The organism is Bradyrhizobium sp. Pa8, from assembly GCF_052588265.1.
Genome location: NZ_CP176767.1, coordinates 4,728,667 through 4,752,309, shown reverse-complemented (window position 1 = coordinate 4,752,309; position 23,643 = coordinate 4,728,667). Strand labels below are relative to the sequence as shown.

General features: G+C 65.1%; 17 protein-coding genes, 1 tRNA gene and 1 pseudogene. 3 read left to right on the top strand and 16 right to left on the bottom strand.

Annotated elements, in window-relative coordinates; all coding sequences use genetic code 11:
- Positions 1 to 179: 179 nt before the first annotated feature.
- The 4 genes from ACKWRH_RS21870 to ACKWRH_RS21855 form a co-directional block, all read right to left on the bottom strand.
- Complete coding sequence (locus ACKWRH_RS21870) at positions 180 to 1,874, bottom strand: flotillin family protein (protein WP_445222300.1); 1,695 nt, start codon at positions 1,872 to 1,874, stop codon at positions 180 to 182.
- Between the two features lie 23 nt (positions 1,875 to 1,897).
- Entirely contained in the window at positions 1,898 to 2,557 is a 660-nt protein-coding gene (locus ACKWRH_RS21865; protein ID WP_445222299.1) for an OB-fold-containig protein, read from the bottom strand.
- A 10-nt stretch (positions 2,558 to 2,567) separates the two neighbouring features.
- Positions 2,568 to 3,731 carry a PspA/IM30 family protein gene (locus ACKWRH_RS21860; protein ID WP_445222298.1) on the bottom strand — a complete coding sequence of 388 codons (1,164 nt, stop codon included), beginning with the start codon at positions 3,729 to 3,731 and terminating at the stop codon, positions 2,568 to 2,570.
- A 534-nt stretch (positions 3,732 to 4,265) separates the two neighbouring features.
- Positions 4,266 to 4,529, bottom strand: a complete 264-nt coding sequence (locus ACKWRH_RS21855; protein ID WP_445222297.1) for a hypothetical protein — start codon at positions 4,527 to 4,529, stop codon at positions 4,266 to 4,268.
- Positions 4,530 to 4,791: 262 nt separating this feature from the next.
- On the opposite strand from ACKWRH_RS21855, the gene ACKWRH_RS21850 reads away from it, so the two are divergent.
- Entirely contained in the window at positions 4,792 to 4,986 is a 195-nt protein-coding gene (locus ACKWRH_RS21850; protein ID WP_014495402.1) for a hypothetical protein, read from the top strand.
- A gap of 81 nt (positions 4,987 to 5,067) precedes the next feature.
- Here ACKWRH_RS21850 and ACKWRH_RS21845 read toward each other — a convergent pair whose 3' ends face one another.
- The 9 genes and pseudogenes from ACKWRH_RS21845 to ACKWRH_RS21805 form a co-directional block, all read right to left on the bottom strand.
- A complete protein-coding gene (locus ACKWRH_RS21845) occupies positions 5,068 to 5,214 on the bottom strand; it encodes a hypothetical protein (protein WP_445222296.1) in 147 nt (48 codons plus the stop codon).
- Positions 5,215 to 5,394: 180 nt separating this feature from the next.
- Positions 5,395 to 5,468, bottom strand: a tRNA-Cys gene (locus ACKWRH_RS21840).
- 56 nt (positions 5,469 to 5,524) lie between these two features.
- Positions 5,525 to 6,130, bottom strand: a pseudogene (locus tag ACKWRH_RS21835) (ABC transporter ATP-binding protein); the annotation flags it as partial.
- Between the two features lie 163 nt (positions 6,131 to 6,293).
- Entirely contained in the window at positions 6,294 to 7,010 is a 717-nt protein-coding gene (locus ACKWRH_RS21830) for an ABC transporter permease (RefSeq protein WP_445222295.1), read from the bottom strand.
- Between the two features lie 192 nt (positions 7,011 to 7,202).
- Positions 7,203 to 7,937, bottom strand: coding sequence for a tRNA-uridine aminocarboxypropyltransferase (locus ACKWRH_RS21825; protein WP_445222294.1), 735 nt, complete (start codon positions 7,935 to 7,937; stop codon positions 7,203 to 7,205).
- Positions 7,938 to 7,974: 37 nt separating this feature from the next.
- A complete protein-coding gene (locus tag ACKWRH_RS21820; protein WP_445222293.1) occupies positions 7,975 to 11,082 on the bottom strand; it encodes an efflux RND transporter permease subunit in 3,108 nt (1,035 codons plus the stop codon).
- Complete coding sequence (locus ACKWRH_RS21815) at positions 11,082 to 14,231, bottom strand: efflux RND transporter permease subunit (protein ID WP_445222292.1); 3,150 nt, start codon at positions 14,229 to 14,231, stop codon at positions 11,082 to 11,084. Before ACKWRH_RS21815 ends, ACKWRH_RS21820 begins: the two co-directional genes overlap by 1 nt.
- Positions 14,232 to 14,267: 36 nt before the next feature.
- Positions 14,268 to 15,668 (bottom strand): efflux RND transporter periplasmic adaptor subunit, encoded by a 1,401-nt coding sequence (locus ACKWRH_RS21810; RefSeq protein ID WP_445222291.1) that lies wholly within the window; start codon positions 15,666 to 15,668, stop codon positions 14,268 to 14,270.
- Entirely contained in the window at positions 15,658 to 17,109 is a 1,452-nt protein-coding gene (locus ACKWRH_RS21805; protein ID WP_445222290.1) for an efflux transporter outer membrane subunit, read from the bottom strand. Before ACKWRH_RS21805 ends, ACKWRH_RS21810 begins: the two co-directional genes overlap by 11 nt.
- Positions 17,110 to 17,757: 648 nt before the next feature.
- Between ACKWRH_RS21805 and ACKWRH_RS21800 the strand changes: the two genes are divergently transcribed.
- Positions 17,758 to 18,987 carry a class I SAM-dependent methyltransferase gene (locus ACKWRH_RS21800; protein ID WP_445222289.1) on the top strand — a complete coding sequence of 410 codons (1,230 nt, stop codon included), beginning with the start codon at positions 17,758 to 17,760 and terminating at the stop codon, positions 18,985 to 18,987.
- A gap of 96 nt (positions 18,988 to 19,083) precedes the next feature.
- Positions 19,084 to 20,118 (top strand): cysteine synthase A, encoded by a 1,035-nt coding sequence (locus tag ACKWRH_RS21795; protein WP_445222288.1) that lies wholly within the window; start codon positions 19,084 to 19,086, stop codon positions 20,116 to 20,118.
- A 52-nt stretch (positions 20,119 to 20,170) separates the two neighbouring features.
- On the opposite strand, the gene ACKWRH_RS21790 is transcribed toward ACKWRH_RS21795, so the two are convergent.
- The 3 genes from ACKWRH_RS21790 to ACKWRH_RS21780 are packed head-to-tail and all read right to left on the bottom strand — an operon-like array spanning position 20,171 to position 23,642.
- On the bottom strand, positions 20,171 to 20,908 hold the full coding sequence (locus ACKWRH_RS21790) for an amino acid ABC transporter ATP-binding protein (protein WP_445222287.1): 738 nt from the start codon (positions 20,906 to 20,908) through the stop codon (positions 20,171 to 20,173).
- A gap of 11 nt (positions 20,909 to 20,919) precedes the next feature.
- On the bottom strand, positions 20,920 to 22,440 hold the full coding sequence (locus ACKWRH_RS21785) for an amino acid ABC transporter permease (protein WP_445222286.1): 1,521 nt from the start codon (positions 22,438 to 22,440) through the stop codon (positions 20,920 to 20,922).
- Positions 22,437 to 23,642 carry an amino acid ABC transporter permease gene (locus ACKWRH_RS21780; RefSeq protein WP_445222285.1) on the bottom strand — a complete coding sequence of 402 codons (1,206 nt, stop codon included), beginning with the start codon at positions 23,640 to 23,642 and terminating at the stop codon, positions 22,437 to 22,439. Before ACKWRH_RS21780 ends, ACKWRH_RS21785 begins: the two co-directional genes overlap by 4 nt.
- Between the last annotated feature and the right edge of the window lies 1 nt (position 23,643).

The window sequence follows — 23,643 nt, the reverse complement described above, 5'->3', positions numbered from 1 at the left end:
TGCCTGACGTCGATCCGCGCAGGCGCCGCGGCAACAAATGGCGTTGCCTCGAAGAATTCGTCCGGAGCGCGATCGAGTGGTTCAACACGCGATCGATCGACGCTCCGGAGCGTGCGCGACGCGAGACGCGCACGGGCAGTTCATACCGATTCGAATTCTCCGCAGCAATGAACCGGCGTTCATAGATCGGCGGTGTTTGTTTTCTCCGGCGCGGGCGCCGGCACTGCGGCGCCGTTGCTCTTTCCCGTCACGGCGCCGACCAGCGCTTTCACAGGATCTTCGCCCGGCGCAAACCCGCTCTGGCGCAGGATCTCGTCGATCATCGGACGCAGCGCGTGCACCTTGAGGAGCTCGCCCGCAAGCCCTTCGCCGAAACCGACATTGCCGCCGCCGGTGCCATTGCCGCCGAACGCGCCGCCGGTGTGCAGGATGCGGACGTCCTTGAGATTTCCGATCGGCTTCACCATCTCGGCCAGCGCCGAGGGCATGGTCTCGATCCGCTTCTTGGCGAGCTCGAAGTCGATGACGTTGGCACCGAGCTTGTTCTGCGCCTCGTTCTTGAGCGTGATGATTGCGGCTTCGGCCTCGCCGATGTTCCTGACGCCGACAGCCTTGATCTTGTTGGACTCGGCTTCCGCGGTGGCCAGCGTCTTGACGGCCTCGGCGCGATCGAGCGAGGCCTTCTTTTCGGCTTCGGCGGCGACGATCAGCTCGGTCGATTTGCGCTCGGCCTCGGTCCGCGCGGCCAGCACCTGAGTGAGACGGGCACGGTCGGCGACCTCGACGGCACGCGCGGTCACGACCTTTTCCTCCGCGGAGACGGCGAGCGCCTCGGCGGTCTTGGCCTCGGCGACGGCTTCCGAAGTCTGCTTGCTCTTGGAGGCGATCTGGATCTCGTTCTCCTGCGTGGCGATCTGGATTTCGCGCTGCGCGTCGGTCTTGCGCTTGTTGATGGCGAGATCCGACTCGATGACCGCGGTTTCCTTGACCTGCTTGGCGCCGGCCTCCTTCTCGGCAACGGCGCGGTCGGTATCGATGCGGGCGTTCTCCTCGGTCAGGCGCGCGGTCTGGGTTGCGGTCGCGACTTCAGCGCGGGTGCTCGCGGTCTTGTTGGCGATGTCGCGCTCCTGGGAGAGCTCGGCCTCCTTCTTGGTGCGCTCGATGGTCAGGGTCTGCTGCCGCGCCTCGAGGTCCTTTTGCGCAATCGCCACCTCGTTGTCGCGCACGATCGAGTTGCGGTCGCGCCGGCGCGTCTCGGTAACGGTCTTGAGCTGGGTCAGACCTTCGGCGTCAAAGAAGTTCTCCGGGTTGAAGAACTTGACGTCCGTCTGGTCGAGTTTTGTCAATGACACCGATTCCAGCTCGAGCCCGTTCGACTTCACGTCGGACTCCACTGTTGCCTGCACGTGTTTGACGAAATCGCTGCGCTTTTCCTGCAGCTCCAAAATGGACATGGTGGCCGCCACCGACCGCAGGCCGTCGACGAATTTGGCCTCGACCTGGTTGCGCAACGCCTCGGCGTCGTTGGTCAGTGCGCCCAGCGTCTGGCTCGCGAGCGCGATGCTCTCATCGTCAGGACGGACGCGCACGTAGAACTCGGCGACGATGTCGACGCGCAGCCGGTCCTTGGTGATCAGGGATTCCCGCTCCTTGCGCTCGACGGTGAGCCGCAGCGTCTTCAGGTTGACGCTGGCATAGGAGTGGAAGATCGGCAGAATCATGGCGCCGCCGTCGAGCACGACCTTCTTGCCGCCGAGGCCGGTACGCACGAAGGCCTCGTCGCGGGTGGCGCGCTTGTAGAGAATAGTAAAGACGATCCCGAGGACGACGATCAGCGCGACGCCGATCATGGCCGGGACTGCGATGTCGAACATGACTTTCTCCGATAAATGATTTGCTAGCTGCTTAGAGGCGGTTTGGACGGCTTGAGTTCATCGTCGGCCTTCACGGCCACGAAGCGGGTGCCGGCGCGATCGACCAGCAGGACCATGGTTCCCTGCGGCAGGGGCGATGATGACGGCGCGGCGACCGCCCAGACGAAATGGCGGTTGCCGTGGATGTCGGCGACGCTGACGCGGCCGGGCGGCCCCTGATCGAGCGGGCCGATCACGACCTCGCCGACGCGGCCGACGAGATCGCCGAGGCCGACGGCATAGCTTTCATCCTTGGGAATGACCCGCGCGATGCCCCTGCTTGCAGCGCGGACCAGCGGAATCGAGACGGCGACCGCTCCGACCGAGGCGAGCGTTGCCGGCAAGGGACCGGCCACCATCCGCGCGATGTCCTGGATCAGGAAGCCGGTGATGGAGAAGGCGCCGAGCAGCAGCAGCAGGAAGATCAAGAGCGGCACGCCGCCGACATTGATCCAGGAGATGGCATTGATCACGCCATTGTCACTGGGGTGACCGAAATCGATGTTGGTGCCGAGCATCTCGCTCAGCGAGGCCCCGACCAGCATCGAGACCACCTCGATCGAGCCGACGATGAGGATCATGGCCGCCGCGATCGCGAACGGCCTGACCGCCGGCGACATCACGTGTTCGAGCAGAGCGCTCATGACACATTACTCAGGAGCGCGACTTCAACCGCGCCAGCCTCGCTGCAATCTCCTTGTCGCGATGCAACGTGCTGAGCTCGTCGATGTCGCTTGAATACGGGATGGCTGCCGGAACGCCGGTGGCGCGCGCCACTGCCCTGCCCGCGCGCAAGGCCTTCGCCGCCGCCGAGGCCCCCCCAGATTTCCGGGGCGACGTCGAGGCCTGATGGCTTGCGTGAGCCTCGCTCTTTTCGAGATCGGCGCGGCGCTGCTCGGCATCCTGCAATGCTGACAGCACGGCGCGCAGCGACGTCACGCACTGTTCGATCTTCTCGTTATTCTCGTCGATGGCGCGGGAAAGCACCTCGAACTGCGCCTCGAGGTCCATCTGCCGTGCGATGCCGGCGCGGGCGAGATCGTCGCGGCTATCCGCGATCGCGCCCTCGATCTTGGGCGTAAGATCGGTCATCTCACGCTCGATCTCGGTGCGGCGCGCGTTGAGACGGTATTCCTCGGCGCGCGCGGCCGCGAGCGCATCGCGGGCTTCGCTCTCCGCGCGCTCGATCTCGCGGATGGCTTGGCCAACCACTTTGAGCTTGTTCTTGCCTTCCGCCTGCTCGATCGCGTCATAGGCGATCCCGGCGATCAAGCGCCCGACCCGGGACAGGAAGTTGTCGGGGGCGGCAGCGATGGTATCCATGGCGTTCTCCTCCTCTGGCAGACTGTTCGGCGTGACGCCGTAGTGAACTTCAAACCCGTCGTCCGTGCGGATGAGGTGCGCGGGGGCGCTCTGCCCCCAACCCTCGGCATAGCCGGCATAGTCGAAGGGCACGCTGAAGCGCCCTTGCACGGTTGCAATCGAAATGGTGGCGGGGCCCTTGATCTTGGCGAGCTTGTCGTCGAGCGGCAGGCGGCGGCCCTGCGCGGCGCGATAATCGGCGCGGTCGCGCAGGCCCAGCGTCACCAGCCGCGACGGCAGCGCGGTTTCTTTCCGGATCGGCTCATAGGCATGGGCATGGAGCAGGACGACGTTGGAGCCGACGTTATGGCTCCGCGCCACCTCATCCAGGATCTCCATCATGCGGTCATAGGCTTGGAACGTCGCCTCCATGGCGGCCTTGGCGGCCGGGTCAGGGGCAAGCCTGTAACGCAGCACGGATGGCGCGTTTCGGGACGACGGGCTCATGGAAAGCACTAAAGCACCATTTTGGTGCTTTAGGAAGAGCAGGTGCGATCACGTTCCCCTGATCCTAGTGCACTCTATAAGTTAGTCGCGGCGGCTCTGATCCGCGTTCAGGGCGGGCTATCACCTTCTAGATCACCGCCGATCAAGACTTCTTGCACGTGCGGGTTGCAATTTTCATCAAAGCCGAAGCTCTCGTGTCCGGACATGCGCAGCGTTCTTATGCTCCTGCGGTTGCCCGGATTGCGCTGCGCTCCATTCGGCTACGCATCGCCCCCGCGGTCGCCTGGGATGGCGCGATACGTAATTTGCGACTTCGGGAGAACCAAATGATATCGGAGCTCGGCCAGGATTTGCGCGCTTAGGGAATCATCCGGTGAGGTCGTTCGACGGAGATATGACGCCGGAATGACGTATCTGCTTGCTGCATCCGAAATAGATCACAGCTCTCCACAGCCTATCCGCAGCATATCCACAGGCCGATTGCGCCGGATTCGCGAGACCGCACGAGCCACTTGCTGCGCACAAATCCACAGGGCGGCTATGTCAGCCGCCGGCCTGGTCGAAAACGGTGCGGCAAGCCTCGCTCAAGCCTGACCGGTTACGGCGCAGACAGGCCGTGATGGCGCGGACGTTCGGGATCTCGCCGGCGCAGAGCCGATAGACGTCGGGGGTGCAGGCCCGGCGCTGCTCCGGCGTTCCCTGCTGCGCCTGAGCGGCGGAGGCGAACAGCGCCAGGAACAGCCCGACCGTCGAGGCGCGGCGCGCCCGGCGCTTCGCACCCGCAAACCGCAAGAACCTTGCCGTCATGACCAAGTCTCCCGTCTGCCTTGCCCGTCCCTCGCCTTCGCTGGCCGGTGTCGTGCCAAGGGGTAGGAGAAATAAATCGCAGGGGATGTGATCTCTTTCACACTGAGGCCGGACGGGAGGAACGTACGGTTCCGCGGGGATTTTAAGGAATCACTAACCAATCGGAGCCCGATCGCCGGATCGTTAAAATGCGAACGATCGGCTCAATCGGGTAACAAACCGGCTTTGCGACATTGCGCCATCCGCGTTCTGCGAGGGTGCGATGAGCGAAGCCGAATTCAACTTGCTGCTGGATGCCGTACGGGACGCCATGGTCTATCAAGATTTCGCGCCTGAGCCGGAGGAGGAATTCGTGCCCCGCTCGTGGTCGTACGTCGCAACGCCCAAAGCCGCCAATGACAATGAGGGCGCCTGGCCCCTTCTGCCGTTTCCGGACGGCTGGTACGCGGCCGGTTGAGGCCACTTACAACGTCAACCGATGCGCCCGCTCCCGCGGGCGTTTTGCTATCGGCCATGCGCCGGAACGGCGCGGCGCCGATCAGGTCTTGACCCGCTCCTCGCCGTCCTGCGGCACCCGGTCGGCTGCGGCCGGCGGAAAGATGCTGTCATAGATCGCGCGGGCCTCGCGAATTAGGCGAGCCCGCTCCAGCTCGGATTTCGGGACAAATCGGACGACGTCGCTCACGTGCTCTCCAGCTCCAGGGGTTCGTGACGCATCACTTCGCAGATGCGAAGTCTATGCCATCGGGCCTGAATCGGTGGTGTCCGCCAAGCCCCCGGTGTGCACGGCCTGGCAGGCCTTAACCGCGCGCTCGGCGGAACGCGCAGTGAGCAAAATTTGTGATGAAATATCAGGAGGTTGTTATGGAGGCCACGACCAGAATTGAACTGGTGTACACGGTTTTGCAGACCGTTGCGTAACCACTCCGCCACGTGGCCCCGTAAGGGCGGAGCAATATAGGGGATCAATGGCTTAGGCAACCCCGACCGGGCGTTTACGCCTTGGCCCCGCCGGGGCCGGCGAGATATTTCGCAAGAATCGCATCGGTCGGGCCGACCGCGGTCATCCGCCCCTCATCCAGTAGGATCGCGCGGTTACAGGTGCTCTGGATCAGCTCGATGTCGTGGGAGGCCAACACCAGGATGCCGGCACGGGCCACGATCTCGTCGAGCCGCTGCCGCGCCTTCCGGCGGAATTGCTGGTCGCCGACGCCGATCCATTCGTCGAGCAGCACGATCTCGCCTTCCACGGCGGTTGCGACTGCGAAGATCAGGCGCAGCATCATGCCGCTGGAATAGGTGCGCAGCGGCAGGTCGAGCCTGTCACCGAGCTCGGTGAACTCGGCGATCTCCGCCCGCCGCGCATCGATCTCGGAGCGCCGCGCGCCGGCCACGAGCCCGCGCCGCACGATGTTCTCATAACCTGTCGCCTCCTCGTCGAAGCCGGCCGACAGGTCGAACAGCGACAGGCAGCGGCCGTGCACGTCCACGCTGCCCGCGGTCGGATGATAGATGCCGGCGAGCACCCGCAGCAGCGTGGTCTTGCCGGCACCGTTAGCGCCGATGATGGCGACGCGGTCGCCGGCGCGGATGTCGAGACTGACGTCGTTGAGTGCGGAGACGATGTGCGGCACCGCCGCCGTCCGGCGCAGCGTCACGGCGCTGACGAACCGGCTGCGCAGCGAACGGTCGCGGAACGACAGCACCGGAAAGTTGACCGAAACGTTGCGAAGCACGATGTGCGCAGCAAGACTCATGCGCGCCTCACAGCCAATACGCCACGCGGTGGCGGTATTTCGCGTAGCAGCCGAAGGCGATGACGGCTACGACGACCGCATAGATCGCCCCGAGCAGCCATTGCACAGGATCGGTCGGCTGCGACAGCAGCGGCCTGCGCACGAGGTCGAGCAGCGTCGCGAACGGATTGGCGCGGATCAGCCAGGAGAACGCGGTGCCGCGCAGGGCGTCCTCGGTCCAGATGATCGGCGTCAGGAAGAAGATGAATTGCAGGCCGCTGACGATCGCCGTGCCGATATCGCGAAAGCGCGCGCAGAGCATGCCGAGCGCGACCGAACCGCCGAGCAGAACGATGAGCAGGATCGCAAAGCCGGGCACCGCGAGCAGCATGCTCCCATGCAGCGGCCATGGCATCACGATGTAGAGCGGCACCACGATCACCAGATGATGCGCGAAGATGAGGACGTTGCGCGCGATCATCTGGAGCACATGCACGATCAGCGGCGCCGGCACGGCCTTGATCAGGTGGCCAGACGCCACGAAGATGCTGGAGCCTTCTTGGAGGGTCGTCGCGATCAGGGTCCAGACGATCAAGCCGACGGCGAAGGGCGGCAGGAAACCGGCGATGTCCTGCTTGAACAGTGCGGCGTAGACCGCGCCAACACTTGCGATCGTTGCGGCGAGCGTCAGCGTGATCCAGAGTGGGCCGATCACGGTGCGCCGGTAGCGCAGCGAAATGTCCATCAGCGCGAGCGTGCCCCAGCGATCGGGTCGCGCCGCCTGTGCAAGGATTTCCTTCGCCGCTGGCTGAATTCGACTGCCCCCTACCGATTCCGGCCTTCCGATGCCGCGACAGGATAGCCGCTCATCAGCCGCTGGTCTCTATCCGGCCGCCGTGCGCCGGGCAATCAACCGTCCGGATGATGAAGGCCGAGGTCAGGCCCGCTTGCGGCGGCGGAAGTCGCGCCGACCGCCCTTTGGGGCCGGTTTCGGCGCTAATTCCGGCATCTCCGCCTGGACTTCGCGGTACCGTGTCAACATCCGTTCAAAACTGGCGTTCAGCGTCTCCGCAATGTCGGGGCGCTTCTCAAGACTGGCAAGGATCGTTGCGGCGGCCTCGATGGTCGACAGCCCGTCCTTGCGCGGCTCCTTGCGCAGGCGTCCGTATCGGGAGGGATGCGCCGGGTTGAGGATGACGCGCTGGCATTTCAGCATCCAGGGATTGCGCCACCACAGCGCCTTGGCCTGGCTCCAGGTGCCATCGAGCAGCACCACGCCTTCGAGCTTGCCGAGGATCGAGCGCTGGTTCTCCGCCACCTCGCCCTTGCGGTTGAGCGCCAGGATCTCGCCCTCGGCTTCGAGATCGGCCGCGCGGGCCGAGCCGAGATAGAGCACCGCCCAGTGCGAGGCGTTCTCGACCGGCCGCCCCAGCGCCTTGGACAGGCTCGGCCAGGACAGGCCGACCCGCACTGTGGCATCGGCGAAATGCGTCGCGAGCAGCCGCGCGGTGCCGAGCGCCCTGTCCTGCTCCTGCGGATGCTGGAGGATCAGGAGCGAGAGCCGGTTTTCAATCGGCGTGACGCTGTCGCAGATGCACAGCGGCATCGGCTTCTGGCAGTGCGGGCATTCGGGGATCGGATCGGCCGGCGCGGCGGCGGTGGGGTTCGACATGGCCGCCGCTATACGCTTCGAACGGCGGTTCAACAACCTATTCCGCGGGCGCGGCGAGCGGACGCGGCTCGGAGCGGCGGCGCAGGCGGTCGATCAGCAGGTAGATCACGGGCGTCGTGTAGAGCGTCAGGATCTGCGAGACGAACAGGCCGCCGATGATGGTGATGCCGAGCGGACGGCGGAGCTCCGTGCCCGGACCGGTCGCGATGACCAGCGGAATGCCGGCGAACAGCGCTGCCATGGTCGTCATCAGGATGGGGCGGAAGCGGGCCTGGCAGGCCTCGAAGATCGCCTCCGCCGAAGACAGGCCGCGCTGGCGTTCGGCATCGAGCGCGAAGTCCACCATCATGATGCCGTTCTTCTTGACGATGCCGATCAACAGGATGATGCCGACGAAGGCGATCACCGTCAGCGGCGTGTTGGTCAGCTGCAAGGCGAGCAGCGCACCGAGCCCGGCGGACGGCAGCGTCGAGATGATCGTCAGCGGATGGGCGAGGCTCTCATAGAGCACGCCGAGCACGATATACATCGCCACCAGCGCGCCGAGGATCAGCAGTGGCTGGCGGCCGCTGGTCTTGGCGAAATCGCCCGCGTTGCCGTCAAAACTGCCGCGAATGCCTTCCGGCATGTGCAGCTCCTCGACCGCGCGCTGCACGTTCTGGGTGGCTGTCTGGAGCGGCACGTCCGGCAACAGGTTGAACGACACCGTGGTCGAGGGAAACGCCTGCGAATGATAGACCGCCAGCGCAGCGAGCCCGCGCGTCGCATGCACCACGGCCGACAGCGGCACCTGCGCGTCATTGGCACCGGCGACGTAGATGCGATCGAGGTTGGATGGGTCGACCTGGAATTTCGGGTCGATCTCGAGCACGGTCATATACTGGTTGCGCTGGGTGTAGATGATCCCGATCTGCCGCTGCGAAAATGCGTTGTTGAGCGCGTTGTCGATATCCTGGACCTTGACGCCGAGCGCCGACGCCTTCTGGCGGTCGATCGAGAGCGTGAGCTGAAGCCCGCCGGGATCGCGGTCGCTGGAAATATCCGTGATGCCCTCGACGCTCTCCATACGCTTGGCCACGATCGGCGCCCATTTCTGGAGCAGGCTGAGGTCGGTGCTGGTCAGTGTGTACTGGTAGTCGGAATCGCTCTGCCGTCCGCCGGCGCGGACATCCTGGGCGGCGAACATGAACAGGCGGATGCCGGGCACCGGGTACAGGGCACGCCTGAGACGGTCGATCACGACCTGCGTCGAAACGTGGTCGCGCTCCTCCGGCGGCTTCAGACTGATGAACATGGTGCCGCGGTTCGAGGTCGCAGCCCCCGGGCCCCCGCCTCCGCTGCCGACGGTCGAGCCGATGCCGGCCACGGCCGGGTCCTGCATCACGATGTCGGCGAGCCGTTGCTGCAGGCCGAGCATGGACTGGAACGAGATGTCGGCCGAGGCGCGCGTCGCGCCGATGACGAAACCGGAATCGTCGGTCGGGAAATAGCCCTTGGGGACCTTGATGTAGAGTGTCACCGTGAGGCCGATGGTGGCGAAGAACACCAGCAGCGTCAGCAGCGGATATTGCAGCACGGTGCGCAAGCTGCGGGCGTAAAAGGCGACGATGCGCGACAGCGAGCCTTCGATCAGCCGATCGAACAGCGTCGCGGTCCCGGACGTGGTCTGCCGGATGTAATGGGCGCAGATCATCGGCGTGACCGTCAGCGACACCAGCGTCGAGACCAGGATCGCGAAGGTCAGCGTCAGCGAGAACTCGCGCAAGAGCCGGCCGACGATGCCATCCATGAAGATCAGCGGCGTGAAAGCCGCGATCAGCGACAGGCTGATCGAGACCACGGTGAACCCGATCTGCCGCGCCCCGACCAAGGCCGCCTGGAGCGGCCGCATGCCATGTTCGAGATTGCGGTACATGTTCTCGATCATGACGATGGCGTCGTCGACCACGAAGCCGACCGAGATCGCCAGCGCCATCAGCGACAGATTGTCGATCGAGAAGCCTGCGACCCACATCCCGGCACAGGTCCCGGCCAGCGCCAGCGGCACGGAGATGCCGGCCGCGATCGTCGGCGTCAGCCGCCGCAGGAACACGAACACCACGACCATCACGAGGACAGCGGTTGCCAGCAGCGTCCACTGCATGTCGAGCACGCTGGCGCGGATCGTGCTGGTGCGATCGACCAGCGTGGAAATATCGACACCCGCCGGGATCCATTGCTTCAGCGCCGGGATCAGCGCCTTCACCCGGTCGACGGTGTCGATGACGTTGGCGTCGCCCTGTTTGGTGATCTGGATCAGCACCGCCGGCTGCTTGTTGAACCAGGCGATCGAGCGAGCATTGCGGACGGAGTCCTCGATGTCGGCGACGTCGGACAGCCGGACGAAATTGCCGTTCGAGCTCTTGATGATGATGTCGCGGAACTCCTTCGCCGTCCGCATCTGCTTGTTCAGCGACAGCGTCTCGCTCTGGCGCTCGCCGTTGAAGATGCCGACGGGACCAAGCGGGTTGGCGTTGATGATCGCGGTCCTGACGTCGTCGGTGGCGATACCGGCATTCGACAGCGCGACGGGATTGAGTTGAATCCGCACCGCCGGCTGGTCCGCGCCGCTCACCGTCACGTCGCCGACACCAGGCACCTGCGAGATCCGCTGCGCGATCACGGTATCGGCGACGTCGTAGATCGCGCTGGCCGACAGCGTCTTCGAGGTCAGCGCCAGCACGAAAACGGGCGCGCCGGCCGTATTCGCCTTGCGGAAGCGTGGCAGCGTCGGCAGGTCGCTCGGCAGATCGATCAGCGCCGCGTTGATCGCCGCCTGCACGTCGCGCGCGGCCTTGTCGATGTTGCGGCCGATGTCGAACTGGAGCTGGATGCTGGTCGTGCCGAGCGACGACGTCGAGGTGATCTGGTTGATGCCCGCGATCTCGCCGAGCCGACGCTCCAATGGCGAGGCCACCGTCGCCGCCATGACGGACGGGTCGGCGCCGGGCCGGCTGGCCGAGACGAAGATGGCGGGGAAGTCGACGTTCGGGACCGAGGCGACGGGCAGGAACTCGTAGGCGACGACACCCAGCAGGAACAACCCGATCGACAGCAGCGTGGTCGCGACCGGGCGGCGGATGAAGGGCTCCGAGATCGATGCCATCACTGCATCCCCTCGGTCGCGCCCGCGACCGGCGGGCCGCCGGATTCAGCCGGCGGCAGCGCCTGCTCGAGGCGGCGGTTGATGCGGTCGAGCGCCAGGTAGATCACGGGCGTGGTGTAGAGCGTCAAAAGCTGGCTCAGCAGCAGGCCGCCGATGATGGAGATGCCGAGCGGAAAGCGTAGCTCGGCGCCGGTGCCGCTCTCGATTGCGAGCGGCAGCGCGCCGAACAGCGCTGCCAGCGTCGTCATCATGATCGGACGGAAGCGCAAGAGACAGGCCTGCACGATCGCCTCGTTCGGCGACATCCCCTGCCCGCGCTCGGCCTCGAGAGCGAAGTCGATCATCATGATCGCGTTCTTCTTGACGATGCCCATCAACAGGATGATGCCGATCAGGCCGATCACCGAGAGGTCCTGCCCGCACAGCATCAGCGCCAGGATCGCGCCGACGCCGGCCGAAGGCAGCGTCGACAGGATGGTGATGGGGTGGATGTAGCTCTCATAGAGCACGCCCAGCACGATGTAGATCGTGATCACGGCAGCGAGCAGCAACCAGGGCTGGCCGGCGAGCGCCTTGGCGAATTCGGCGGCATCGCCGGCATAGACGCCGACGATGTTGTTCGGCATCTCGATCCGGGTCTCGATCGTTTTCACCGCCTCGACGGCATCGCCGAGCGCGGCGCCCGGGGCGAGGTTGAAGCTGAGCGAAATCGACGGGAATTGCGCCTGGTGCGAGATCGCGAGCGGCGCCGTGGTGCGCTTCAGCGTCGCCACGGCGGAGAGCGGCACCTGGGCGTTGGGCGCGCCCACGATGCTGCTCGCCGCGCCCGGCAGATACAGCTTCGACAGGATCGAGGGGTCGCGCTGGTACATCGGCAGCGCCTCCAGCACCACGCGGTACTGGTTGGCCTGGCCGTAGATGGTCGAGATCTGCCGCTGCGCGAACGCGTCGTTGAGCGTGTCGGTGATTCCTTGCAAGCTCACGCCGAGCTGTCCGGCCCGGGTCCGGTCCACGTCGAGCTGCGCCCGCAGGCCGCCCTCCTGCGCCTCCGAGGAGACGTCGCGGAACAACGGATCGCGCCGCATCTCGGCAACGAGCTTGCGCGCCCATTCGGACACCAGCGTCGCGTCGGTCCCGGTCAGCGTGTACTGGTACTGCGAACGGCTCGACTGGGTCGATATCTGCACGTCCTGCACCGGCTGGAAATAGACGGTCATGCCGGGGATGGCCGACACCCGTTCCTTCAGCCGGGTCACCACCGCGCTGACGTCGTCGCGCCGCTCGCCGCGCGGCTTCAAGGTCATGACCAGGCGTCCGACATTTGTGGTCGGGTTGACCGAGCCCGCCCCGATCACCGAGACCACGCCGACCACATCAGGGTCGGCCTTGATGGCATCGGCCGCCTCGGCCTGCCGCTTCTGCATCTCAGTGAACGACACGTCCGGTCCCGCCTCCGTCACCGCCGTGATCGAGGCGGTGTCCTGAAGCGGCAAAAAGCCCTTTGGCGCGACGACGTAGAGGACGAGGGTTGCGACCAGGGTCGCGAAGGTCACGAGCAGCGTGGCGCGCTGGCGTTCCAGTACCCAGAGCAGCGTCCGGTGATAGAACTCGACGGTGCGGTCAATGAAGCGGCTGATCGCGGCCAATCCCGGCACCGCCAGTTTCTCATGGGCGTGCTTGAGCAGCCGCGAGCACATCATCGGCGTCAGCGTCAGCGAGACCACGGCCGAGGTCACGACCGCGATCGTCAGCGTCAGCGCGAATTCGCGGAACATGCGTCCGACGAGTCCGGACATGAACAACAGCGGGATGAACACCGCGATCAACGACACCGTCAGCGAGATCACGGTGAAGCCGATTTCGCTGGCCCCCTTCAGCGAGGCCTCCATCGCGCTGTCGCCGTTCTCCATGTGGCGGACGATGTTCTCGATCATGACGATGGCGTCGTCGACGACGAAGCCGGTGCCGATGGTGAGCGCCATCAGCGACAGATTGTCGAGGCTGAAGCCGGCGAAATACATGATGCCGAAGCTGGTGATCAGCGACAACGGCAGCGCGACGCCCGCGATCAGCGTGGCCCGCAGCGAGCGCAGGAACAACAGCACCACCAGCGTCACCAAGACGACGCTGAGGATCAGGGTGAACTGCACGTCGCGGACCGAGGCGCGGATGGTGACGGTGCGGTCGGAGACGATGGTGAGGTTCACGCCGGCCGGAATGGCGCGCTGGACCTTTGGGATTTCCGCCCGGATCTGGCTGACGGCATCGATGACGTTGGCGCCGGGCTGGCGCTGGATGTCGATGATGACCGCCGGCGTGCCCTGGTACCAGCCGCCGGTGCGGTCGTTCTCGAGGCCATCCACGATCTGCGCGACGTCGGCGATCGTGACCGGCGAGCCGTTGCGATAGGCGATGATAACAGGCTTGTAGGCATCGGCGGCCGCGATCTGGTCGTTGGCGGCGATGATGTAGGATTGCTGCGCGCCGTCGAGCGAGCCTTTTGGTCCCGAGACGTTGGCGTTGGCGATCGCGGTGCGCAGATCCTCCATCGCGATGCCATAGGCCGCAAGCCGCGCGAGGTCGGCCTGGATGCGCACGGCCGGCTTCAGCCCGCCGAGCACCGAGACGCGCCCGACGCCGGAGATCTGGCTCAGCCGCTGCGCCAGAAGCGTGTCGGCGATGTCGCTCATCGCCCGCAGCGAGATCGTGTCGGAGCGAAGCGCGAGCGTCATCACCGGTGCGTCCGCCGGGTTCACCTTGGCGTAGGTCGGCGGATAGGGCAGCGTCTTGGGCAGCACGCCGGCCGCCGCGTTGATCGCGGCCTGCACGTCCTGGGTCGCGCCGTCGATGTCGCGGTTGAGATCGAACTGCAGCGAGATCTGGCTGACGCCGAACGAGCTCGTCGAGTTCATCGCCGACAGCGACGGAATCTGGCCGAGCTGCCGCTCCAGCGGTGCGGTGATCAGCGAAGCGATCACGTCGGGGCTTGCGCCCGGAAGCTGCGTCGTCACCTGCACGGTCGGGAAATCGACCTGCGGCAGCGCCGAGACCGGCAACGAGAAATAGCCAAGCGCGCCCCCGATCAGCAGGGCGATGCCGAGCAGCGAAGTCGCGATCGGGCGGCGGATGAAGGGTTCGGAGACGCCCATGGGATCTGCCTGCCGCTCAGGCGGCTGTTGTCGGGATCATGGCTGCTTGGCTCCACTTCCCGATGCCCCCGGCCCCGGTGCCGGTCCGGTCTGCCCCTTCTGGTCGCCTTCGCCGCTGCTCCGCTTGGCGCGGTGCTCGCCGTCCTTGCCAGGTCCGTCCTTTTGCCCGTCCTTGGCCTGCCCGTCCTTCTTCTGGCCATCCGGGCCACGCGTGCGCTTGCGCGGGGCGAGATCGGCCGACGGTGTCTGGTCATCGCGGCCGACGACCACCTTGGACCCGTCGGACAGATTGGCAAAGCCCGTCGTGACGACCTTGTCGGTCGGCGACAAGCCGCTGGCAATGACGGCGTCATGCTCGTTCTGCTGGGTCACGGTCACCGGCTTGGCGGAGACGACATTGTCCTCGCCGATGACGTAGCTGAAGGTGCCGATCGGTCCGCGCTGCACCGCCGATGTCGGCACCACCAGCGCCTGCATCAAGGTCTCGACCTTCAGGCGGACATTGACGAACTGGCCCGGCCAGACCTGGTAATTGGCGTTGGGGAATTCCGCCTTGAGCTTGAGCGTGCCGGTGGTCTGGTCGACCTGGTTGTCGATGCCGGTCAGCTTGCCGGTGTCGATCACGGTGATGCCGTCATTGCCGAACACGTCGACCGCGAGCGTGCCCTTCGACGCCGCCGCGTTGACGCGCATGATCTGCTGCTGTGGCAGGCTGAACCACACCGCGATCGGCTGCAATTGCGTGATTACGACGAGGCCGGTGGTGTCGGCAGCGTGGATGATGTTGCCCTGGTCGACCTGGCGCAGGCCGGCGCGGCCCGAAAGCGGCGCCACGATTTTGGTGTAGCTCAGCGTCGCCGCCGCATTGTCGATCGCGGCCTGGTCGGCCTTGACCAGCGCCTCGGTCTGCGCGACCGCAGCGCGCTGGGTGTCGGCCTGTTGCTTGGAGCCTGCGTTGGAGGCAGCCAACTGCTCGTAGCGCGTAAGGTCGATGCGTTGGTTGGCGAGCTGCGCCTCGTCCTGGGCCTTCTTGGCGACGGCCTGGTCATACGTCGCCTGGTAGAGCGCGGGGTCGATCTCGCCGAGCACGTCGCCCTTCTTGACGTCCTGGCCCTCGGTGAATTTCACGGCGATCAGCTTGCCGTCGACCTGCGAGCGCACGGTCACGGTGTTGAGCGCGCGGATCGCGCCCACGCCGTCGAGATAGACCGGGACGTCCTGGATGCGGGGCGTCGCCGCCAGCACCGGCACCGGCAGATCGGGCCGCTGGTTGCGGCCGTTCGCCTGCTGCGGCTGCTGATGCCAGACGGTCCAGCCGAAATAGCCGAGCCCGCCAAGGATGGCGAGCGTGATCAGGGTCATGACGAAGCCGCGGCCGCGCGATTTCTTCGCCGTCCCTTCTTTCGCGCCTTCCTTCGTATCCGGCTTAAAGAGCATTGACCGGTTTCTCCATTCGCGGCTCCCAGCCGCCGCCGAGCGCCTGATACAGGCTGACGATGGCGAGAAGCCGTGCGAGTTGGGCCTGCCACAACGCATCTTCGGCCTGAAATAGTGTCTGCTGGACGTTCAGCACAGTCACGATGTCGGCCGTGCCGGCGCGCAATTGCTGCTCGGCGAGATCGAAGGCGCGCTTCGACGAGGTAACGACATCGCGCTGCAATTGTAGCTTGATCGTGGTCTGCTTGATCGAATACAGCGCGTTGTCGACGTCCGCAAACGACTGGATGATGGTCTTGCGGTAGGTCTGAAGCAATTCATCCTGTCGCGCCTTGGCGAATTCAAAATTGCCGAGGATCTTGCCGCCGTCGAAGATCGGCTGCGTGGCGCTGCCGACGAGCTGGAAGAAGGCCGCATGCGGCTGGAACAGCGAGACCAGCGCCGAGCTCTGATAGCCGCCATTGCCGGTGAGCTGGATCGTCGGAAAGAACTGCGCGCGGGCATTGCCGATGTTCGCGGTCGCCGAGGCGAGCTGTGCCTCCTGGCGGCGGATGTCGGGCCGCTGCGTCAAAAGCTCCGACGGCAGGCCGGGCGTGACGCGCGGGATGGCGATCTTGTTCAGCGAGCCGCCGAGCACGCGGACGCTCTCCGGCGGCCGCGACACCAGCACGGCGAGTGCGTTGACGTTTTGGTCGAGCGTCTGGCGCAGCGGCGGCACCAGTGCCTTCTGGTTGGCGAGCACGCTCTCCTGCTGGGCGACGTCGAGGTCGGTGCCGGTGCCGGCCTTGCGGCGCTCGCGGATCGCATCGAGGATGCGCTGCGCGCTGGCGATGTTGCTCTGGGCGGTACGCAGGCGATCCTGCGAGGCCAGCACCTGGAAATAGGCGTTGGCGACGCCGGCGAGCGTCGTCAGGGCGACGACGTCACGATCGAAACGGTTGGCATTCGCCGTCTCTTCCGCCGTTTGCAGCGCATCGCGGTTCTGGCCCCAGAAGTCGAGCTGGTAGCTCGCGCTCAGCGACGCCGAATAATTGACGACTTCGCGGCCGCCGATGGACAGGCCCGAGGCGCTCGAACCCGAGGTGCGTGAATAGGTTTCCGATCCGCCGCCCGACAGGCTCGGCAGCAGAGCAGCGCCCGCCTGCCGCGCCTGGGCGTCGGCCTGGACGATGCGCGAGACGGCGGCGGCGATGTCGAGATTGACAGTCTGCGCCTCCTCCATCAGTTGCGTCAGCTCCGCAGAGCGAAAGCCGCGCCACCAATCCAGCGACGGCGGCGCATCCGGCTTGCCCGCGTATTTGTACTGCGTGGGAACATCGAGTGCGGGATCGGGCAAATCCTGCGTCAGAACGCAGGCGCCTGAAGTGGCGGCAAGGCACGCCACGGCAGCCCATCGCGCCGCACGCGACGTCCGGAACGTAAGGCCGGGAGATCGCCTCATGGCGACCGCAGGACCATCCTGTGTCACATCCACCCCCCGCCGGGCAGATCGATCCGCCACCGCAGAGCCGGATTAACCGATTCGTGGCGGGACGGCCGGGGGCGTTTGTGTAACTCGTTCACAGCCGTGATGCTTTCTGCGGAACCTGAAGTTCATACTAGCGGGGCGCGGAACAGCGGGACAGTCCCGCACCTGCGAAATGCGCCCCCGAATGCGTCGATGTCGAACTCGCAAAAATACAAAAAATACCTGTGTCACAGAGGTTTTTTATCTTCCAACCTCGCTGCGAGGCGCATTCAAGCTTACCAAGATTTCATGTGATATTGCCGCCACGCCGACGCCAGGGCCACCGCTCGCGGCAGGCGCTCCACCGAAACCTGCGCCGCAGCGCACCGCAGCTTCCCCGGCCTTGGGTGAGCGCACGGCGCGCTCTGATCGGGTGATGGTCTGCAATTGCACTATGCAGGCGACGGTGAATTACCGGAGGTACCCCGCCAGCACCTTGGCGACCGGCGCAGCGGGCACCTATATCATGCGCATGATTCGACGCTGACCGTTTGCGGGGCGCCCTCGGGTCCAGCGATATGAGGCGTATGGGGGCGCCTGGCTCGCGGTCGGACAGTATCCGTTCAGGTAATGGATCCGCCGATGTCGCATACCATCTCGGTGACGTCAGACACCATAGACACAGTGCTCGCCGATCTGCCGCGCATCGTTCGCCTCGCGCTCAGTTTTGGCGCGCGGCTGCGGCGAGGAACGCTTGATGTCACCCTGCCCGACGGACGCGTGATCCGCCTCGGCGGCCAGGAGCCGGGCCCGAATGCGGCGATGCGGCTGCACAATTACGGCTTCGCTTCGCGCCTAGTCAACGGCGGCGACATCGGCATCGCGGAGGCCTATCTCGCCGGCGACTGGGATACGCCGGACCTGACGCAATTCCTCTATCTGTTCTGCGTCAATCACGATCTGATCCAGGCCATGCTGAACGACAAGCCGCTGATGCGGTTCGTCCAGCTGCTGCAGCACTGGTTCAACCGCAACACCCGCCGTCAGGCGCGGCGCAACATCCACGCCCATTACGATATCGGCAACGCGTTCTATTCGGCCTGGCTCGATCCCGGCATGACCTATTCCTCGGCGCTGTTCGAGGAGAGCACCTCCGATCTCACGGCAGCCCAGACCAACAAATACCGCCGGCTCGCCGAGGCGCTCGACCTGAAGCCGGGCCAGACGCTGCTCGAGATCGGCTGCGGCTGGGGCGGCTTCGCCGAGTTCGCCGCAAAGACCTTCGGCACGCGCGTGGTGGGCCTCACGATCTCGACCGAGCAGCGCGATTTTGCGCAGAAACGCATTCACGAGGCGGGCCTTGCCGAGAAGGTCGAGATCCGTCTTCAGGATTATCGCGACGAACGCGACCGCTACGACCGCATCGCCTCGATCGAGATGATCGAAGCCGTCGGCGAGCAGTTCTGGCCGAAATATTTCGCCCAACTGCGGGACCGGCTGCTGCCCGGCGGCCTTGCTGGCATCCAGGCGATCACCATCCAGGACACGCTGTTCCAGGGCTACCGACGCGAGGTGGACTTCATCCAGCACTACGTCTTTCCCGGCGGCATGCTGCCCTCGCCCGCCGTGCTCAAGTCGCTCGGCGACAGGTTCGGCCTGCCCGTCATTCGCGAGCGCATCTTCGGGCAAGATTATGCCAAGACACTGGCCACCTGGCGGAATAACTTCCAGACGGCCTGGCCAGGCCTCGTGCCGCTCGGCTTCGACGACCGGTTCCGGCGGCTGTGGGAGTATTACCTGTCCTATTGCGAGGCCGGCTTCCTGTCCGGGAATATCGACGTCCGGCAAGTCATCTTCGCAAAGCAGCAATAAGAGTTTGCGGGGTCGGCTTGCAAGGGTCGCTTGTAAGGCCCGCCACCCTACTTTAGGGTCGCGCCCACCTTATGAACCAGCCGGTAATTGCCTGACATGACCATCAAAAATGACGTTGTCGAAGCCATCGGCAACACCCCGCTCATCAAGCTCAAGCGCGTCTCCGAACTGACCGGCTGCACCATTCTGGGCAAGGCCGAGTTCATGAATCCGGGCCAGTCGGTGAAGGACCGCGCCGGCAAATGGATGATCCTGGAGGCCGAGCAGCGCGGCGAGCTCAAGCCGGGCGGTCTCGTGGTGGAGGCGACCGCCGGCAACACCGGAATCGGCCTCGCGGTCGTGGCGAGCGCGCGTGGCTATCGCACGCTGATCGTGATCCCGGAGACGCAGAGCCAGGAGAAGAAGGATTTTCTGAAGCTGTGCGGCGCCGAGCTGATCGAAGTGCCGGCCCTGCCCTATGCCAATCCCAACAATTATCAGCATGTCGGCCGCCGGCTCGCCGACGAGCTGCGCAAGACCGAGCCCAATGGCGTGCTGTTCGCAGACCAGTGGAATAACCTCGACAATGCGAAGGCGCACTACGAGTCGACGGGACCTGAGATCTGGGAGCAGACCGGCGGCAAGGTCGACGGCTTCGTCTGCTCGGTCGGCAGCGGCGGCACGCTCGCCGGCGTCAGCCGCTATCTGAAAGAGAAGAACAAGAACGTCAGGATCGCCTGTGCCGATCCGCATGGCGCCGGCATGTTCGAATATTTCCGGAGCGGCGACGCCAAGGCGACGCCGGGCGGCTCGATCACGGAAGGTATCGGCCTCAACCGTGCGACCGCAATCGTCGAGAGCGCAAAGGTGGATGACGCCTATCTCGTTCCCGATGCGGAAGCCGTCACGGTGATCTACGAGCTGCTCCAGCACGAAGGCCTGTGCCTCGGCGGCTCGACCGGCATCAACATCGCCGGCGCGATACGGCTCGCGAAACAGCTCGGGCCCGGCAAGACTATCGTCACCGTGCTCTGCGATTCCGGCAGCCGCTATCAGTCGAAGCTGTTCAATGCCGACTTCATGCGCGCCAAGAACCTGCCGGTGCCGGAATGGCTGGAGAAGCGCAGCAACATCAAGCCGCCATTCGTTTAGCTACCTTGTAGGGTGGGCACAGCGCAAGTGCGCCTTTGCCCACCTTACGAGATCATCGCAAGATCTGGCTCAAGAACAACTTCGTCCGCGCGTGCTGGGGAGCGGCGAAGAACTCGTTCGGCGTGTTGGCCTCGATGATCTGGCCGGCATCCATGAACACGACGCGGTTGGCGACCTCGCGGGCGAAGCCCATTTCGTGGGTGACAACCAGCATGGTCATGCCCTCCTCGGCGAGGTCGACCATGGTGTCGAGCACTTCCTTGACCATTTCGGGGTCGAGCGCCGAGGTCGGCTCGTCGAACAGCATCACCTTCGGATTCATCGTCAGCGCGCGTGCGATCGCGACGCGCTGTTGCTGGCCGCCGGACATCTGTCCCGGAAACTTGTTGGCCTGGTGCGGAATCTTGACCCGCTCCAGGAATTTCATCGCGTTGACCTCGGCGTCCTTCTTCGGGATGTTGCGCACCCAGATCGGCGCTAGCGTGCAGTTCTCCAGGACGGTCAGATGCGGGAACAGGTTGAAGCTCTGGAACACCATGCCGACCTCGCGGCGGACCGCATCGACGTGCTTCAGGTTCGGCCCGAGCTCAATGCCGTCGACGACGATCTCGCCCTCCTGGAATTCCTCGAGCGCGTTGATGCAGCGGATCAAGGTCGACTTGCCCGAGCCCGACGGGCCGCAGATCACGATGCGCTCGCCCCTCTCGACCGCGAGGTCGATGTCGCGCAGCACGTGGAACTCGCCGTACCATTTGTTGAGGCCGGAAATCTTGACGATGGGGTCGGACATGATGACCTCGATCAGTTGCGACGGTGGGCGTTGAGGCGGTGCTCGACGAAGAGCGAGTAGCGCGACATTCCAAAGCAGAAGATGAAGTAGATGATCCCGGCGAAGGCAAAGCCGGTGAACGCGGTCGACGGCGTCGACCATTTCGGATCAGAGAACGACGCCCGGAGCGAGCCCAGCAGGTCGAACAGCGCCACGATCGAGACCAGCGAGGTGTCCTTGAACAGCGAGATGAAGCTGTTGACGAGGTTCGGAATGACGTGGCGCAGCGCCTGCGGCAGCACGATCAGCGAGGTCGTCTTCCACCAGGACAGGCCCAGAGCGGCCGCCGCCTCGCCCTGCCCGCGCGGAATCGCGGCCAGCCCGCCGCGGACGTTCTCGGCCTGATAGGCGCCCGTGAACAGCGAAATGCCGATCAACGCACGCACCAGGCCGTCGACCGTGAAATTGCCCGGCAGGAACAAAGGCAGCATGTAGGTCGCGAAGAACAGCACGGTGATCAGCGGCACGCCGCGCCAGAACTCGATGAAGGCGATCGAGAAGATCCGGATCAGCGGAATGGTCGAGCGGCGGCCGAGCGCGAGCGCGATGCCGATCGGCAGCGAGGTGACGATGCCGGTCACGGAGACCACCAGCGTCACCAGAAGCCCGCCCCACAGATTCGTGGCCACGACCGGCAGGCCGCCGTGATCGAGCCCCATCACCTTGATCACGGCCGCGATGGCGATGAAGGTGCCGATGCTGGATGTCAGAGCCCGGCCGCCGGTGCGAACGCCGCCACCGACGACGAAGGCGATCAGGGAGACGATCGCCGCCGTGATGGCGAAATCGGCCCAGACCGACTGGCCCGTTCCCTGGAGCTGGTCACGCAGCCAGGTCAGCGGAAAGATCAGCCAGTAGATCGCGGTGCCGACCAGCACGATGAGATTGCCGGCCAGCCAGAAGAGCGGTGCGATGGCCGAGGTCTTGCTGAGACTGAGCAGAGCCTGCCCGGCGCCGATGATGCTGTCGTCGAACAATTGCAGCAGGCCGGCCGTCCAGCTCAGGCCGAACCCGGTGATGCCGCCGCCGTGCAGCAGAAAGAACGCCACCACTGGAAAGGCGAAGAAGAAGAGGCTTGCGTTCAGTCCTTTCGCCGGCAGGCGCGGAATCAGCAGCGGCAGCAGCAGAGCCGCCGCCAGGATCAGCGAGAGGTTGACCCGCCAGCGCTCGGCCTCGGGATAGAAGCCGTAGATCAGTTGCGGCAGCTTGGCCTGGATGTAGGGCCAGCAGGCGCCGACCGTAAAGCCGGCATTCTCGGTCAGGCACGCCGTGCGATCCTTGCCGGTCCAGACCGCATCGACCATCAGGAACCTGACGGAGGGAACGATGGTGAACCAGAGCAGCAAGGCGCCTACGATCGTGAGCAGGATGTTGGTCGGCGAATTGAACAGGCGGGTGCGCACGAGGCCAATGAAGCCCGTGGTCTTCACCGGCGCGGGACGCTCGATGAGCAGGTCCTGGCGGACGTAGGCGGACGAGGTGATGTCGCTCATGCGCCGAGGCTCCGGCTGACGCGCCAACCGTACACGCTCATGATGGCGCTCGTGAGCAGCGAGATCAGGAGGTAGACGCCCATCGTCATGGCAATGATCTCGATCGCCTGCCCGGTCTGGCTCAGCGACGTGCCGGCGAACACCGATACCAGGTCAGGATAGCCGATCGCGACCGCGAGCGAGGAATTCTTTGTGAGATTGAGGTACTGGTTGGTCAGCGGCGGCACGATGACGCGCATCGCCTGCGGCACGACGATCAGGCGGAGCGTGGTGCCGCGGCTTAAGCCCAGCGAGGAGCCCGCCTCCATCTGCCCCTTGTGGACGGACAGGATGCCGGCGCGCACGATCTCGGCGATAAAGGCGGCGGTGTAGGTCGACAGCGCCAGCGTCAGCGCCACGAACTCCGGGATGATCCGCGAGCCGCCGGCGAAATTGAAGCCCTTGAGCTGCGGCACCTCGAAGGTGAAGGGCACACCGGATACCAGCATGGTGGCGAGCGGCAGGGCGAACAGCAGGCCCAGCACATAAGGCCAGATCCGGATCATCTGCCCCCGCTGAAACAACGCGCGCCGTGCGTAGATGCGCAAGGCCAGCGAAGCCACGATGCCGAACGCCAGCACCGCGAGGAACGCCTCGAAGCCGCTCTCGCCGATCGGGCGCGGAATGACGAGGCCGCGATTGCTGACGAAGGCGAAGCCGAGCAGCGAGATGCTCTGCCGGGGATTTGGCAAGGCCGCGAGCACCGCTAGGTACCAGAACAGGATCTGGAACAGCAGCGGCAGGTTGCGGATGATCTCGACATATATCTCGCCGACGCGCGACAACAGCCAGTTGGGCGACAGCCGGCACAGCGCGACGATGAATCCGATCACGGTGGCGAAGAAGATGCCCACCACCGAGGCCACGAGCGTGTTCAACAGCCCGACCACGAACACGCGCAGGAACGTGTCCGAGCCGGTGTAGGAGATCAGGGTCTGGTTGACGTCGAAGCCGGCATTGTTCCGCAAGAAGCCGAAGCCGGCGGCAATGTGCTGATTTTCGAGGTTGGCCCGGGCGTTGGAGACGATCTCATAGCCGATCCAGCCCAGGATCGCGGCGAAGGCAAACTGGACGGCGACGCCGTTCCAGCCTGCCTTGCCGCCCAGAATGCGCCTGATCTTCAGCGCGATCTGGGCCGGCGGTTTTCGAGCCTCGGTGCTCATC